Origin of the sequence: Aestuariimicrobium sp. G57, from assembly GCF_050110855.1 — a bacterium.
Lineage (GTDB): Bacteria > Actinomycetota > Actinomycetes > Propionibacteriales > Propionibacteriaceae > Aestuariimicrobium.
This window is the reverse complement of the sequence record NZ_JBNINW010000008.1, coordinates 29,074-43,980: the sequence shown is the minus strand read 5'-3', so window position 1 is coordinate 43,980 and position 14,907 is coordinate 29,074. Positions and strand designations below refer to the sequence as shown.

Below are 14,907 nucleotides of genomic sequence, written 5' to 3'. Positions count from 1 at the left end.
TCAGCGTTCGGTCGGGGTCGGCTTGTCGGAATTCTCACGGACGAGGTCGAGCACGTCGTCGCGCACGGCTGTCATGACCTGCGGGTCGGCGGCCTCGACGTTGAGACGCAGGTAGGGCTCGGTGTTCGACGGGCGCAGGTTGAACCACCACAAGCCGCCCTGCGGGTCTTGCCCGCGCACCGTGAGGCCGTCGGTGAAGTCGGCCTCGCCGCGTCCGATGAAGGCGGCATCCACTTTTTCCATCACGGCGCCCGCGTCTGCGACCTGCGAGTTGATCTCGCCCGAGGCCGCGTAACGCTCGTAGTCGTGCATGAGTTCCGAGAGAGGACGATCCTGGCGCCCGAGGATGCGCAGCACATGCAGGGCCGCGAGCATGCCGGTGTCGGCACCCCAGAACTCACGGAAGTAGTAGTGGGCGGAGTGTTCACCGCCGAAGACCGCGTCGTGTTCGGCCATGAGGGCCTTGACGAACGTGTGCCCCACGCGACTGGTGACCGTGGTGCCACCGGCCTCGGCGACCACGTCGGCGACGGTGCCGCTGGTGATGGTGTTGATGACGATGACCCCGCCGGGCTCGCGGTCGAGTTCGGCCTTGGCGATGAGCGCGGTGATCGCTGAGGGGCTCACCACGACGCCGCGCTCGTCGATGATGAAGCAGCGGTCGGCGTCGCCGTCGAATACCAGCGCCAGGTCGGCGCCATGGTCGCGGACGGCCGCCTGCGCATCGACGAGGTTCTGGGGTTCGAGCGGGTTGGGCTGGTGGTTGGGGAAGCTGCCGTCGAGGTCGAGGAAGAGCGGGATGATGTCGAGGTTCGCCCCACCCAGCACCGGGCCCACGGTGTGCCCGGCCATGCCGTTGCCGGCATCGATGACGACCTTGAGCCGGCGCAGGCCCTCGAGCGGCACCAGCTGGTGCAGGTAGTTCGCGTAGTCGGTGAGCGTGTCGACCTCGTCGATGTCGCCGTCGCGGGGCGTGGTCGGCATCCCGCCCGCGGACTCGTCCTCGATCTGGACCGCACGCTCGCGCAGCCTTGCCAGGAAGTCTGACTCGACCGGCCGCGCACCGGCGCGGCAGAACTTGATGCCGTTGTCGCGGGCGGGGTTGTGGCTGGCCGAGAACTGCACGCCGGGCAGGTCGAGTGAGCCCGACGCGAACCAGAGCTGGTCGGTGCTGGCCAGCCCGGTGTCGAGCACGTGGGCGCCCCGGCTGGCGGCACCGGCGGCGAAGGCCCTCGACATGTCCCATCCGCGCAGGCGCATGTCGCGGCCCATCACGAAGCTCTTGCCTTCTAGCCCGGCAAGTTCGACGAAGGCGGCGCCGACAGCGGCGGCACCTTGCTCGTCCCACTGGTCGGGCACTGCGCCGCGGATGTCGTTCGCCTTGAAGATGCCTTCGGTGATCACGCGTTCAGCCTAGCCATTTCGTCCACACCCGGCATGGCGGTTGGGTCTGGCGGCGCGTGCGTCGTAGCCTCACAGGGTGATGATGAGGCGTCGTTGTTCCCGCACCGCGTGTGCCCAGCGAGCCGTTGTCACACTGACCTTCGACTACGCCGGCCAGCTCGCGGTGCTCGGGCCGCTGGCGCCCAGCCCCGAGCCGAACAGCTACGACCTGTGCCGGGCCCATGCCGAGCGCACCTCGGTGCCCCAGGGCTGGGACGTCCTGCGGCTGCCGGAGTCCGACGAGCCGACCACCGCACCCCCGGCAGATGACCTGCTGGCGCTGGCCGATGCCATCCGTGAGGTGGGGCTGCGCCACGACGACCCCGCCCCGGCGGCCGCGCCCGAGTTCCCCCAGTTTGCCGACAATGTGGTGGTGCTGGCCGAGCGCGGGCACCTCAAGGTGATCGCGGATCGCTAGTCTGGCCCCATGGTGAAGCGACGCGACCGCCACGCCCGCGGCCTGCGCGGCCCGCTGGCCCAGCCGTCGGCCTGGGGCCCGGCCCGGCGCACCCCGGGGGCGGTGACACGTGGCGAGGCATTCCTCGACGCGGTCTCCGAAGCCATCTCGCGCGTGCAGCAGTCCTGCCCCGAGGCGCTGGTCGGCATCGACATCGGGGTCGAGGACGTGCCGGCGTCCCAGTCGACCGGGGGCGGTGTGCCACTGGCCGCCGCGACCGAGGCCACCGCCGGGTTCCCGGCACGGATCGTGGTCTACCGACGTCCACTGGAACACCGGTCGGCCACCCGACGGGGCCTGCGCATCCTGGTGCACCGCACGCTCGTCGAACAGCTGGCTGCGCTGACGGGTCGCTCGGTCACCGAGATCGACCCGCTGGCCGATGACGACGACTAGCTACTGACCCAGCTGCGGGTCAAGGGTGCCCGGTGCCGGGGCCACGTCCTGCACCTGGGGCCGCACCCTGCTCACGGCAGCGCCCGAACCGGTCAACCGCACGGCTGCCGCGACCTCGCCGGTGGCATTGATGTTGACCTCCCCCGCCACGATCGAGCGCTCGACGCTGGCACCGGCCGGGATCTGCACCGTGAACGCGCCGCCACCGGTGCCGCCGAGCGTGTGCATCGTGACCGAGGCGGTGACGTCCTGCGCCGAGGGGTTCACGAGTTGCAGCGTGCCAGCCGGGGTGGCATCGGTGAGTTCGTGTGCCGGCTGCTGCGGCAGCACCCACGCGATGTCGGGGCCGACGACAGCAGCCACCATGGCGACGAGTTCGTCGGAGCCCGTCACCACCACACCCATGGCAGTGCCCTGCACGGTCTGGGTCAGGTCGAGGGCCACGGTGGTGTTCGGCTGCAGCGAGACCTCACCGTTGGGTGGCGCGAACCGGCCACGGACGCCCAGCATCTCGACCCGCGCCTCGACGCGCTGGTCGCTGGGGTTGTGCAACAGCAGCCTCGTCTGGCTGGCACCCGCGGGGGTCGAGGCGAACACGCTGACCAACTTGGCCGAGGTGGTGACGGCCTGTTCGGGAGCCCCCGACGTGGTGCGGGTGGCGACCTGCACCCGGCCCTGGCTCGCCTCGTACGAGAGCGTCACCGGGGAACCCGCCGGCGCATGCACGTTGAGTGGCACCCGCACCATCGATCGGCCAGGCACGACCACTCCGCGCAGGCCGGGCGACTGGATTTCGCCCGAGGGGCCGCTCAGCGACATGTTCACGCCGGCATCGGGGCTGTCGGGATTGACCAGCAGCACCTCGGCAGTGGCCGGGTCGGGCACGATCACGGCGCCACCGGTGGTGGCCGGCGCGCATTCCGACCACGACAGCCCGGCGCTCGACTGCGCCCGCACGCCCGCGGCCAGCACGCCAACGGCACGTTGGTCGACCAGCACCGAGCCCCGGATCGAGCCGTTGGTCGAGGGGTTGTCGACGACTGCGCCGGTCAGGTCGGTGGTCACCGAATCCGGTGCCGTGGTGATCAATGAGCCGGGGGCCCCGCCGAAGGCGCAGGACAGTGAGCGCAGCGGCTGGGTGGGCACGACCTGCACAGGACGCGGGCGTTGTGCCGGCACCAGGCTGGCGATGCCGACGAGCACGAACGCGAGCATCATGGGCCCCACCACGGCGAGCAGGGGGCCGAAACGACGCAGGATGGTTTTCACTGGCCCCTCCTGGGGGTCTCCAGGCTGCGGGTCGGCGGCCTGGCACCCTGGCGGCGCACCGTCGGTGCTGTGAGCACCAGCAACCCAGCCAGCACCAACCCGTGGCCGATCACCGCAGCCCAGTCGGTGCGGGTGCGCCAGACGACCTCGCCGGTCACCCCGGACGCCATCTGGCCCGTCAGTCCAAACCCCGACGGGGCCGCGGTCATGTCGATGTCGGTGCCGCCGACAGTGACGACCCACCGGTCGTCGGCGGGTTCGGCCAGCCGCAGTTCACCCGCGCGCCCCACCCGGGCGTCCGGCAGCGAGACGGTGGTGCCGTCCGGGTTGGTCATGCTCAACCGGCTGACCAGGCCCTGGACCGTCCAGACCGTGGTGTTCGCATCGAGCGTGGCGGCCGTGAGGCCCGGGGCGTTCGAGATGCCGAGCACCGTCTGCTGGTCGGCGCCGCGCACGACGAGGTGGCTGATGGCGTACCCGGACAGCTGGCCGGCGAGGTCGTCACCGGGGCTGCCGCCCGCGACGCGGGCCGCCAGACCGGCGAGGCCGGTGGCCTGTGTGGGTGAGCCAAGCACGGGGTATGCCTCGCCCGATCCCCAGCCGGGACGCCCCTGCTCGGTCAGGGTCCACCGGTGCGAGGTGCCGTCCACCTGCACGACGAGCGCCCGGCTCGCGCGCGTCGACGACTGCACATCGCTGACATAGGCGGGCAGCGGGTCGGGGCGCACCTGCAGAGGCGAGGACGACTGGCCCACGATGCCCCAGACCAGTCCGAGCGCCCCCACGAGTGCCGCGGCCAGCGCGGTGGCCAGCGTGCCCTGGGTGAGGTGCTCACGGCGGCGCAGGTGCACGGGGCGCAGCGCCAACAGCGCCAGCACCATCACCAGACCACCGGCGAGCAGCAGCCACAGGTCGACCGAGGGCCGCACCTGCTGGCCGTCGATGCGCACCAATACGCGGGTCGACCAGGCGGCGACCACCACGGCCAATGAGGCGGGGATGGTGAAGCACGCCACGACCACCGGGCTCAGGCGTCTGCGCCCGAGCAGCACGGCCATCGCGGTGACCAGGGCAAGCCCGACGAGGGCCCCGATCGACACCCCGATCGGGGGCAGCCCCCCAAGGCCGGCCCGGCCGAGCAGCACCTGCCATGCCGGGCCGCCGTCGGACGGCAGTGAAGCTGTCGGGTCACTGCCCGTCACGAGGCGCCCCGGGTGGGCGGCCAGGCGGCGGGACCACGGCAGCAGCATCAGCAGCGGCCCCAGTGCGACGATGAGTGCACCCGCACCGACCCGGCGGTGGACGAGGGCCCAGGCCGCGGCGACGCCAAGCCCGAGCAGGGCAGCCAGCGGTTCACCCTGGGCGGCGATCCCGAGCCAGAGGGCGAGCGCTGCCGGGGCCCGCAGGTGGTCACCGCCCGCGCCCTGGTCGTCGTCCGCCGAGAACCACCGCAGCCCCGCCAGCGCGGTCAACGGCAGCAGCGCCACCAGCAGCGCACCCGAGACGGAACCGCGCGAGGTGACCCCTGACAGCATCGCCAGCGCCGGCCACACCGAGGCGACGGCGACGGCGACCCAGCCGGGGCCGATCAGTCGCGCGGCCAGTCGGTAGGCGAACAGTGCCCCCAGCAGCGGCGCCCCCAGCACCAGCAACCTGATGAAGACCTCGGGCTGGCCGAACGTCAACGTCGACCCGAGTGCGGTCAGCCCCAGCCAGCCGGGGTTCGCGCCGGGTTCGCCGGCCATCGGGTGCAGCCATGCCTGCCAGGCGGCAGTCAACCCGTCGGGGGCGGGGGTGAGGTTGGTCGAGACCAGTCGTCCCCGGCCGAACAACTGGCGCCAGCTGAGCAGGGCCGCCACGACCAGCACGAGCGCGAAGACGCGACCTGCCGTGAAGACCCTGGCGCGGCGTCGCCCACCCACAAAATCGTCGCCGGTCAGGTCGTCGATGCTGGTGTCGGAGTCGTCATCGCGCTCGCGCCACTCCCCCGCGCTGTGGGTGAGCCGGTCGAGGCGGCTGCCCCAGACCTGGCGCGTGCTGGGCAGCAGCTCGTCCGCGGGCACGACAGCGGGTGTGTGCCTGGAGCGCATGGCCTCGATCGTCGAGGCGTCGCGGGTGATGCTGCCGACCGCACGGAACTCGGCCATGGCCTCGGACGGCGCCTTGCCCAGCAGGTAGCCGACACCGCGCATCGCCGATTCGACGCGCAGGCGCCTGATCGCCGACGCCGGCTTGTCGGCGTGGGCGGCGACCATGCGCATGCCCAGCCGACGGTCGGTGGCCGCACCGCCGTCGATCAGCGCGGAGTCCCGCTCGCCGAAGCGGCCCTCCTGGCGGTGGTGCACGGCAGCCGCTGGCGCGGTGACAACGACGTGTCCGGCCTTGTTGGCCCGCCAGCCGAAGTCCTGCCCGTCGCGGAACAATGGCAGCGCGGGGTCGAGCCCGCCGAGTTCGTCCCAGACGGCGCGGCGGACGAGCATACCGGCGGTGGAGCCGCCGAGCGTGCGGGTGGCGTCGACCTGGCCCTGGTCGATCTCACCCGGCGCATGCGACAGGTGCCGGCTGGCGCCACGGCTGACCGACGAACCAACCTCGACGACCTGGTCGGGGTGGTTGCGGCGGTGGGGGGCGAGCAGCTTCGGGAACAGTACGTCGGGGTGGTCATCGGCCGAGGCTCGCAGCAGCAGGTGGTGCAGCGCCTCGGGCTGCGGCTCGACGTCGTCGTGCAGCAGCCAGAGCCAGTCGTAGTCCTCGGCAAGGTCGTCGACCACGCTCGAGGCCGCGGCACCGAACCCGGCGACCGGACCGAGCTCGCGCACCTCGTCGAGCGCCGGGTGCAGCGTGTTCTCGGGCTGCAAGAGCAGCGCGGAACGGTCAATGGACCCCGTGTCGACCGCGATGAGCCGACCCGGGCTCGGGTCAAGCGCGACCAGCGCCCGCAGGGTGCGCTCGAGCCAGTCGGCGGCGTTGTGCACCACCATGACGGCCGCGACCCGGCGGGGGTCGATCTCGGGCACGGGCTCCGGGTCGCGGCCGTGCGCCCACGCCCAGTCCTCTGGACGCACGCGTGAGCTCGGGGCCGCCGGAGCTGCGGGGTCGTCCGGGTCCCGGGCCCACGCCCAGAGGTCCTGGGTGTCGCCGTTCTCGGATCCGGAAGTCACGCGCCATCCCGTCCCGTCAGCCGATCAGGCCCGCTTGCGGAGACGCCGGCGCTCCCGTTCGGAGAGCCCGCCCCAGATGCCGAAGCGCTCGTCATGTGCCAGCGCATACTCAAGGCACTCTCGCTTCACAGTGCAGGTCTCGCAGACCTTCTTGGCCTCCCGCGTCGATCCACCCTTCTCAGGGAAGAACGCCTCGGGATCAGTCTGTGCACACAGCGCCTGCTCCTGCCACGCGAGGAGACCTTCGTCTGCGGTGCTGAATACCATCAGCAACTCGTTCATGTTTGTCCTCTCGACCCAGCGTTGGTTCCAAGTTACACGCTTGTGATTCTTCGCGGTCAAGTTCAGACAGGAAACATTCAGAGATGACAACCCGACACGCCGCGGGGAGCCCTACTTGGGACGCAGCACCGTGCCCTCGCCGTCGTCACCCGGTTCGGGCGACCAGGACGACTGCGGGGGCGCCCAGCCCTGGGACTGCTGTCCCGGGACGCCCCAGGTGGAGGCACTGGCACCGGTGGCCGCGTCACCCGCACGCTGCCAGGCCCCACCCGAGGCCTGGTCAGGCTGCCAGGTGGGCTGCTGGGGCGGGTACTGCTGCGCGGGGTACTGCTGCGCCGGGTACTGCTGGCCGGGATACGGCTGGACCTGCTGCTGGCCGCCCGGGTACTGGGCAACCTGGCCTGCCGGTGCGGGCGCGAGCTTCTTCCAGGTGGCGTAGAAGAAGCCCGTCGCGACTGCCCCGAGAGCTGCGAAGCCGATCAGGCGAAGCAGTGAGACGAGGATCCCGAGGTCTTCTGCCCCGCCAAGACCGATCAGGGCGAACAGCAGGTACAGCACCGTGCTGGTGGCGGCCACGATGAGCCCGATCAGGGCGATGACCTTCGCATTGTTGGTGGGGGTGCGCCACCATGAGGTGAGCCAGGTCGCCAGCGACGCGGCGATCAGGGCCTCCGGACTCAGCAAGCTGCCGGCGGTGAGCGACGCCACATCGCCGAAGTCCCCGCTGCTGAAGGTGTTGTTGATGTGGATGATGTTCACCAGCCCGCCGAGCAGCAGCAGCGTTGCGCTGCCCAACGCCACCCAGGCCACGAGCTCCCTGTTCTTCTCCACGATGTCCATGGGTGTCCCCTTCTGTTGGTCGCGCGTCACTCTAGGTGCGACGCGGGTCAGTGCCGTCTGCGCGCTCAGCCGTGCCGCTCGCCGTGGGCGGCGACGACGCGGGCGACCAGTTCCTTGACCCGCTCGGACTGGTCGAGCGGGATCACCAGCGTGGCGTGCGGTGTGGTGATCACGGCCATGTGGTCAATGTCGGCGACCGCCAGCACATGTTCTGCCCCCGCCCGGTTGATCAGCAGGTTGTTGGCGGCGTCCAGGCTGACAGTGGCCCCGGTCGCGGCATTGCCGTCAGCGTCGTGGTCCAACTGGCCCGCGAGCGCCAGGAACGAACCCACATCGTGCCAACGGATCGGCAGTTCGACCGCGATCACGCGTCCATCGACCGCGCCTGCGCTGACCGGTTCCATGATGGCGTAGTCCACCGAGATCTTCGGCAGCCTCGGAAAGATCGTGGCCAGCCGGTCGGGGTGGTCGGCCAACTCGCTGACGAGACTGAATGAACGCGGCTGCAGCTGCTGCAGCGTTGACAGGAAGGTGTCGGCGCGCCAGACGAACATGCCGGAGTTCCACCAGTACTCACCAGTGGCCAGGTAGGCCTCTGCGGTGGCGAGGTCCGGCTTCTCCTTGAACTCCTTCACGACGCACGCGTGGTCGAACCCCACGATTGGCTCGCCGCGGTGCAGGTAGCCGAAACCCGTCTGCGGGCTGGTCGGCACGACACCGAAGGTCACGAACGAGTCCGCATGCGCCTCGGCGAGGCGGAAGCCCTCGTCCAACCGCTCGCGGAACGTCTCGACCGGGTCCATGATGTGGTCGGCGGTCAGCACGGCCATCACGGCATCCGGGTCGCGGCGCGCGATGACCGCCGCCGCCCACGCGACGGCATTGAGCGAGTCACGGCCCTCAGGTTCCCCCAGCAGGTTCTCGTCCGGCACCTCGGGCAGCTGCGCGGCGACGATGTCGGAATAGGCGGCCCCGGTGCACACCACGACGTTGCCCTCGGGCACGAAGCCCTGGATGCGTTCGAACGCGATCCGCAGCAGGCTCTTGTCCTCGATGAGGTTCAGCAACTGCTTGGGCTCGCCCTGGCGCGACAGCGGCCACAACCGCTTGCCCGACCCACCAGCCATGATCAGCACGTAGCGCATGAGCCGACCCTATCGCCCGCCTAGTCTGACCTCATGCAGTTGCGCGCCCCTCGGTCACACTCGTCGTCGCCGGCCTCGGTCGGACACTGGCTCGAACACCGTCGCCGCGATGACGGCGCCCGTCCCCTGGTCGTCTGGTACGGCCCCGGTGGCGAACGCGTCGAACTGAGCGCGGTCACGTTCGCCAACTGGGTCGACAAGACCGTGAACCTGCTGGGCGACCTGGGCTGGGACGACGCACCGGTGGTGGGTGCCCCGCTGCTGCACGACCGCGCCGGCCACTGGGTCTCGCTGGTGTGGGCCGCCGCCACCTGGCAGCTGGGCGGTGAGGTGCGGGCCGTCGAGGCGCGCCGGGTGCAGGCCGTCGACGTCGCCGTCATCGGACCGGATTCGCCGCGCCCGCTGCCCGGCGTCGACACCGTTGCCTGCTCACTCGACCCGCTCGGCGGGGGCTTCGACACGCTGGCGAAGGGACTCGTCGACTACCACGAGGTGCTCGCCCAGCCCGACGTGCACACCCCCGCGCTACTGCCCGACCCGGACGACCCCGCCTGGCATGACGACGCGGGCACGAGGACGCACGCGGAACTGGTCGCGGCCGCAGGCTCCGCCGGCGGCGACAGCAGGCGGGTGCTGGTGTCGACCCACGGCCTCGATCCGTGGACGATCATCACCCACGCGTTGCTCGGCCCCCTTGCCGGCGGTGGTTCGGCCGTCGTCGTCGAAGGCACGATCGACCCGGCACGCCTCGCGGCAATTGCGGCGGCCGAGAAGGCCGTAACGCCCTAGCTCGGACGGGGCGCAGCGTCGGTGCGGTGACGCTCATGCGGCGCCAGCCCCCGCAGGAACCCGGCCCCCCAGCACATGTGCATCACGGCGAGCACCACAGGCAGCCATGCCCGGGTGGGCGCGTCCACGTGTTGCCCCTCAGCACCCTCGAGCCGCACCTGGCTGCCGATGCCGACCACCGCGGCGTAGCCCAGCGGTGCCATCAACCCGACCACCCGCAACCACGTCGGCACCCGGGGCGCCACGGCCAGCCCGATGCCGACCCCGATGCCACTGACCGCGAGCGGCGGGGCGAGGTATCGCAGGCTGGCTGTCTCGGGGTGGCGGCGGATGACTTCACGGCGCCACCGCCCCGTGGCGAAGAACTGCCTGGCCAGCGCCCGCACCGTGCTGCGCGGCCGGTAGGTCACTGACAGCTTCGGGGAGTAGATGACCTTCTCACCCGCCTGCCGCAGCCGCATGTTGAGTTCCCAGTCCTGGGCGCGCAGCAGGTCTGGGTCGTAGCCGCCGACCGCGATCAGCGCATCACGCCGGAAGCTGCCGAGGAACACGGTCTCGGCCGGCCCCTGGGGTGTTTCGGCCAGGTGGAACCCGCCGCCGCCGAGCCCAAGCCGGGAGTTGTAGGCCAGGGCGACGGCCTTCTCAAAGCTGGTCGAGCCCTGTGCATCCATGCGCCCACCGACGTTGGCGGCGTCCGTGGCATGCAGCAGCTCGACGGCCGTCTCGATGTAACCGGGGGTCAGCTCGCCGTGCGCGTCCACCCGCACGATCACGGGGAATCGGCTCGCCGCGATCGCGAGGTTGAGCGCGTCCGGCGTAGTCCCGCTCGGGTTGTGGATCACCCGAATGTGCGGGTTGTCAGCAGCCAGCCGCTCAGCGATCTGGATGGTCCGGTCGTGGCTTGGCCCCACCGACAGCAGGATCTCGAGCTCACCGGGGTAGGCCTGGTCAAGCACACCTTGCACCGACGTCTCCAGGTGCCTTTCCTCGTTGCGCACCGGCATGATCACGCTGACGGGGTCCAGGACGTTGATCCGGGGACGGGTGGTGGTGTGCATGCTGACCATCATGACAGGCTCATCCATACTGTCCCGCCATCACATGCTGGGGTTCCGCGCTGGCGAACCACACTGATCCCATGTCGAGCCGGTGACCCAGTTCGACCTGCCGCAGGGGCAGGGGTCTGATGGGTGGGTCCGGCGGCTCGAAGACCCGGCCGAGCACCCAGCCGCCGCGATCGGTGAACTCGAGCCCGTCCGGCGTGGAAGGGTCACCGCTGATGGCGAAGTCGCCGAGGTGGTGGACGCGGTGGTGGTGCGGGCACAGTGAGACCAGGTTCTGCGGGTCCGTGGGCCCGCCCTGGCTCCACGGGATGATGTGGTGGTTCTCGAGGAAGCCCGTCGCCGCACAGCCGGGGAACCGGCAGCCCTGGTCACGATCCTCGACCAGCCGACGGGTGCGGTCGGGGACGATCCGCTGGGAGCGACCGACGGCCACCGGCACACCCTCGGTGAGCCAGACGGGGCGCACGGCACCGTCGCACACGAAGCGGTCCATCAGCACCGGCGGCACGTGACCACCACCACCGAGCCAACCCGACCCATCGGTCGACAGGTGCAACTGCACGCGGTACTGGTCGCGCCGCGAGGTCGACACGACGGCCGCCAACGATCGGGACGCGACCTCGATGAAACCGTCAGCCAGGGTGGCTGCAGCATGGCCCGCGGTGAACAGGGCGTCCTTCGCCTCGCGGAAGGCCTGTTCGACGAGCGCCCCCTGCAGCGGGTCGGCGCTGAACCGCAGCTCGAACCGGCCGTTGCGCACGCCCATGGTCAGCGTGGCCTCGACCTGCTCGGGTTTGCGACGCGGCTCTTCGTGGGGCGGTTGCTCGCGGTCAAAGGGATAGCGCGAGGTCACCCTGCGCAGCTGCGTGACCGTGACGGCCTCGGCCAGCTTCGCCACCTCGGCGACCGAGTTGTCGGGCACGTGGGCCGCGACCAGCGCAGCCTGGTCGAGCGTCAACCGACCCTCGGCCATCATCTCGGTGACGGGCGCGAGACCCTCGCCGCGCTCGGCCACCCGCACCAGTTCACGGGCCTGCGTGAGCGACAGCCCGGTGTAGACCTGCAACCAGTGTTCAGGCGAGCGGACGCCATCACCGGCCCACCCGTGGGTCTCGAGGATCTCGGCCGTGAGCGCGACAAGCTCGGCCTGCACCTGGGCCAGTTGCCCAGCCAGGTTTCCGGCTGCCCGGGTGAGCCGGGTCCACTCTGTCGCATCCATGAGTCAATCGTACGTTCGTTCGATAGCACAGACAAGGCCTCATGCGAGATTTTTCGGACGAGTTTTCGATATCAGTCCGCAGAAGGACGTCATGAAGTTTTGTCAGTGGGGGCAGCTAGCGTTTGCTGCATCACCCTCCACCGATGGACCGTCCACCGATGGATGGCTCGACGAGGATGCTTCATGAACCCACACATTGCCCGGCCCGCGGGGCCCGGGCTGCCCGCCGGGGCAGCGCTGGCGAAGTTGGATGCCGACATCGCGGCCACGATGGCACACCTCGAAGCCCTGCAGGCGAAGCGCTCGTGGGCCCAGAGCGCCCGGGCAAGCGCACCACCCCCACCCACCGTCGACCTCTACCGCTGGCAGTCGGCCGCGTTGGAATCCTGGCAGGCAGCGGATCGACGCGGCGTGGTCCAGGCGGTGACCGGCGCCGGCAAGACGCGCGTCGGCGTGGCCGCTGTCGCCGAAGCCCTGGCCGCGGGACGACGCGCGGTGGTGATGGTCCCATCCCTGGTCCTGGCACGGCAATGGGTCGCCACGATCACTGAACTGCTGCCCGGCGTCGACGTCGTCGACGCGATTCGCGCGGGTCGGGGATGGCAGGTGCTGGTCACCACCGTGCAGTCCGCGAGCCGACGCTCCCCGCTGGCGCCCGGCGAGACTGCCCTGCTCGTGGCCGACGAATGCCATCGCTACGGGGCCGAGCAGTTCTCGCTGGCCCTGCGGCCGGGCTTTGACTGGCGCCTCGGCCTGTCGGCCACGTTGCACCGTGGCGATGACGGCGACGAGATCCTCGCCGCGTACTTCGGGGGCGTTGTGCATGACCTGGGCTATGGCCAAGCACTCGCCGATGACCTCATCGCACCGTTCACGTTCGCCCAGGTGGGGGTGCCGCTGACCCCCGCTGAGCGGGCCGAGTACGACACCCTGACCCAGGAATTGCGCGAAACACGTGGCTACCTGGTGCTCAACCACGGCATCGTCGCTGACCCCGTGCAGAAGTTCCTTGCCGCCGTCAGCAACCTCGCCGACGGCCCGACCGGCAACCGTGGGGTCCGCCTTGCCCGCCGATACATGGCCCGGTTCTCGCGGCGCAAAGCGCTCCTGGCTGAAACCACCGTCAAACGCGTCGCCCTCGCCAGCCTGACCCCGGCGATCGAGGCGTCCTCGGGCACCATCGTCTTCACCCAGACCCAGTCGTCGAGCACCCAGGCGGCCGAGGTGCTGCAGCAGCAGGGCTGCACCGCCGCCGCCGTCCACGGGGAATTGGACAAGGAGGATCGCGAGGAACGCATCGACCTGTTCCGGGACGGTTCGGTGCGCGCGCTCGCCGCCCCGCGCATCCTGGACGAGGGCGTGGACGTCCCCGAAGCCGACCTTGGAATCACGCTCGCCTCGAACCGCAGCAAACGCCAGATGATCCAGCGGCTCGGCCGGGTGCTGCGCAAGCGCCCCGACAAGGTCGCCCGTTTCGTCGTGCTGTACGCGACGGACACGGTCGAGGACCCGTTCGCCCGCGACCAGGTTCCCGACTTCTACGGCGAATGCCTGCCGCATGCCCGGGCCACGGCCCGGTTCAACCTTGCCGACGAGTCGGACCACGAGCGGCTCCTGGCGTTTCTCGGCGTCGGTACGACCGAGGCTGCGGCCACGATTGCGAGCGAGTTCCGCACCCCGGACGTCGCGGTGGCGCCCCCAGCCCCAGCCGATGTCACTACCCCGAAGGTTCGACGGCAACAAAATGCCCCCGCGATCGCAGCGCAGGAAGGTGACGCCGAGCCCCTGCCCCAGCTCGGCGATGCGGCGCTGACGGACGACCCCGTGAAGCAGTACCTGCAGGAAATCGCCCGCTTCCCATTGCTGACGGCTGAGCAGGAGGTCGAACTCGCCAAAGCCATCGAGGCAGGCCTGTACGCGGAACACCTGCTGGCCGCCGACGACGCCCGCTTTCCGCGTGCGCGCCTGCAGGCCATCGCCCGCGACGGTGCCGAGGCCCGCGAGCAATTCGTCTGCGCGAACCTGCGGCTCGTGGTCAGCCTGGCCAAACGGTATCCCCCGACCTGCGGCCTGGAACTTCTCGACCGCATCCAGGAAGGGAACCTGGGCCTGATCCGCGCCCTGCAGAAGTTTGACTACCGCATCGGCAACAAGTTCTCGACCTACGCGACGTGGTGGATCAAGCAGTCCATCACCCGCGCCATCGCCGACCAGGGCAGCACCATCCGCGTCCCGGTCCACTTCCATGAGGCCATGGCGACCATCAACCGGTTCCGGCGCACGGCCGACCTGACCTGGTCCGAACTCCTGATCCGCCACCCGCAGGGCATCGAAGCACTCAACGTGAGTCGGGACGACCTGAAGCGCGCCGCAGCCCTCTCCCAACCGATCATCAGCTCCCAGGCCCTCCAGGAACAACTGGACGATTCCGTCGTCATGCACGACATCCTCGGCGATGGACCCACCACCGCCGACGAGATCATCGAGGCACTGCACCTGCGCGAACGCTATGAGACCGTCATGGCCGTGCTCGATCATGAGGACCCCAAGGGTGCCTTCGTGCTCAGGGCCCGTCATGGCCTGCTGACCGGGCAACCCGAGACCCTCGACGTGATCGGGCAACGGCTCGGGGTCACCCGCGAACGCATCCGGCAGATCGAGAAGCGAACGCTCGAACTCGCCGAGGAGCGGTTCATCGGCCCCCGACCGGCACCGCCCCGCCGGGCCCAGCGCACGGTGCAGGGCACACCCGCCCCACGCACACCCGCCCGGAAGCCCCGCCGCGCCGCACGTTGACGTCTACAGCCGACGCCTGCCGCCGCCCAACCCGGCTCAGACCAAC

The 14,907-nt window shown here is 70.4% G+C and carries 12 protein-coding genes; 4 read left to right on the top strand and 8 right to left on the bottom strand.

What is annotated here, in order from left to right; all coding sequences use genetic code 11:
- Positions 1 to 1,404: a phosphomannomutase/phosphoglucomutase gene (manB, locus tag ACQCX5_RS14175; RefSeq protein WP_434542692.1), complete on the bottom strand. Its 1,404-nt coding sequence runs from the start codon at positions 1,402 to 1,404 to the stop codon at positions 1 to 3.
- A 79-nt stretch (positions 1,405 to 1,483) separates the two neighbouring features.
- Here manB and ACQCX5_RS14170 point away from each other — a divergent pair, with 79 nt between their 5' ends.
- Together ACQCX5_RS14170 and ACQCX5_RS14165 are read left to right on the top strand one after the other, a co-directional pair.
- A complete protein-coding gene (locus ACQCX5_RS14170; protein WP_434542691.1) occupies positions 1,484 to 1,861 on the top strand; it encodes a DUF3499 family protein in 378 nt (125 codons plus the stop codon).
- Between the two features lie 9 nt (positions 1,862 to 1,870).
- The gene (locus ACQCX5_RS14165) at positions 1,871 to 2,296 is read left to right on the top strand and encodes a metallopeptidase family protein (RefSeq protein WP_434542690.1); all 426 of its coding nucleotides are present in this window, start codon (positions 1,871 to 1,873) and stop codon (positions 2,294 to 2,296) included.
- On the opposite strand, the gene ACQCX5_RS14160 is transcribed toward ACQCX5_RS14165, so the two are convergent.
- The 5 genes from ACQCX5_RS14160 to ACQCX5_RS14140 form a co-directional block, all read right to left on the bottom strand.
- Positions 2,297 to 3,565 carry a DUF5719 family protein gene (locus tag ACQCX5_RS14160; RefSeq protein WP_434542689.1) on the bottom strand — a complete coding sequence of 423 codons (1,269 nt, stop codon included), beginning with the start codon at positions 3,563 to 3,565 and terminating at the stop codon, positions 2,297 to 2,299.
- On the bottom strand, positions 3,562 to 6,726 hold the full coding sequence (locus ACQCX5_RS14155; RefSeq protein ID WP_434542688.1) for a glycosyltransferase: 3,165 nt from the start codon (positions 6,724 to 6,726) through the stop codon (positions 3,562 to 3,564). Before ACQCX5_RS14155 ends, ACQCX5_RS14160 begins: the two co-directional genes overlap by 4 nt.
- A 24-nt stretch (positions 6,727 to 6,750) precedes the next feature.
- Entirely contained in the window at positions 6,751 to 7,008 is a 258-nt protein-coding gene (locus tag ACQCX5_RS14150; protein WP_434542687.1) for a WhiB family transcriptional regulator, read from the bottom strand.
- 111 nt (positions 7,009 to 7,119) lie between these two features.
- Positions 7,120 to 7,848 carry a hypothetical protein gene (locus tag ACQCX5_RS14145; protein WP_434542686.1) on the bottom strand — a complete coding sequence of 243 codons (729 nt, stop codon included), beginning with the start codon at positions 7,846 to 7,848 and terminating at the stop codon, positions 7,120 to 7,122.
- 65 nt (positions 7,849 to 7,913) lie between these two features.
- Positions 7,914 to 8,993 carry a mannose-1-phosphate guanylyltransferase gene (locus tag ACQCX5_RS14140; RefSeq protein WP_434542685.1) on the bottom strand — a complete coding sequence of 360 codons (1,080 nt, stop codon included), beginning with the start codon at positions 8,991 to 8,993 and terminating at the stop codon, positions 7,914 to 7,916.
- 33 nt (positions 8,994 to 9,026) lie between these two features.
- Between ACQCX5_RS14140 and ACQCX5_RS14135 the strand changes: the two genes are divergently transcribed.
- Positions 9,027 to 9,782 (top strand): TIGR03089 family protein, encoded by a 756-nt coding sequence (locus ACQCX5_RS14135; protein WP_434542684.1) that lies wholly within the window; start codon positions 9,027 to 9,029, stop codon positions 9,780 to 9,782.
- Here the strand turns inward: ACQCX5_RS14135 and ACQCX5_RS14130 are convergent.
- Together ACQCX5_RS14130 and ACQCX5_RS14125 are read right to left on the bottom strand one after the other, a co-directional pair.
- Complete coding sequence (locus tag ACQCX5_RS14130; RefSeq protein ID WP_434542683.1) at positions 9,779 to 10,840, bottom strand: glycosyltransferase family 2 protein; 1,062 nt, start codon at positions 10,838 to 10,840, stop codon at positions 9,779 to 9,781. The two genes, ACQCX5_RS14135 and ACQCX5_RS14130, sit on opposite strands and share 4 nt — an antisense overlap.
- Before the next feature lie 19 nt (positions 10,841 to 10,859).
- Entirely contained in the window at positions 10,860 to 12,065 is a 1,206-nt protein-coding gene (locus ACQCX5_RS14125) for an HNH endonuclease (protein WP_434542682.1), read from the bottom strand.
- Positions 12,066 to 12,248: 183 nt separating this feature from the next.
- Between ACQCX5_RS14125 and ACQCX5_RS14120 the strand changes: the two genes are divergently transcribed.
- Positions 12,249 to 14,861, top strand: a complete 2,613-nt coding sequence (locus ACQCX5_RS14120; protein WP_434542681.1) for a sigma-70 family RNA polymerase sigma factor — start codon at positions 12,249 to 12,251, stop codon at positions 14,859 to 14,861.
- Positions 14,862 to 14,907 lie beyond the last annotated feature (46 nt).

Bases quoted from the DNA above. Each gene is read 5' to 3' on its own strand.
- ACQCX5_RS14165 (WP_434542690.1), top strand. From the start codon at position 1,871: ATGGTGAAGCGACGCGACCGCCACGCCCGCGGCCTGCGCGGCCCGCTG.
- ACQCX5_RS14140 (WP_434542685.1), bottom strand. From the start codon at position 8,993: ATGCGCTACGTGCTGATCATGGCTGGTGGGTCGGGCAAGCGGTTGTGG.
- ACQCX5_RS14170 (WP_434542691.1), top strand. From the start codon at position 1,484: ATGATGAGGCGTCGTTGTTCCCGCACCGCGTGTGCCCAGCGAGCCGTT.
- ACQCX5_RS14150 (WP_434542687.1), bottom strand. From the start codon at position 7,008: ATGAACGAGTTGCTGATGGTATTCAGCACCGCAGACGAAGGTCTCCTC.
- ACQCX5_RS14130 (WP_434542683.1), bottom strand. From the start codon at position 10,840: ATGCACACCACCACCCGTCCCCGGATCAACGTCCTGGACCCCGTCAGC.
- ACQCX5_RS14145 (WP_434542686.1), bottom strand. From the start codon at position 7,848: ATGGACATCGTGGAGAAGAACAGGGAGCTCGTGGCCTGGGTGGCGTTG.
- ACQCX5_RS14120 (WP_434542681.1), top strand. From the start codon at position 12,249: ATGAACCCACACATTGCCCGGCCCGCGGGGCCCGGGCTGCCCGCCGGG.
- ACQCX5_RS14135 (WP_434542684.1), top strand. From the start codon at position 9,027: ATGCAGTTGCGCGCCCCTCGGTCACACTCGTCGTCGCCGGCCTCGGTC.
- ACQCX5_RS14125 (WP_434542682.1), bottom strand. From the start codon at position 12,065: ATGGATGCGACAGAGTGGACCCGGCTCACCCGGGCAGCCGGAAACCTG.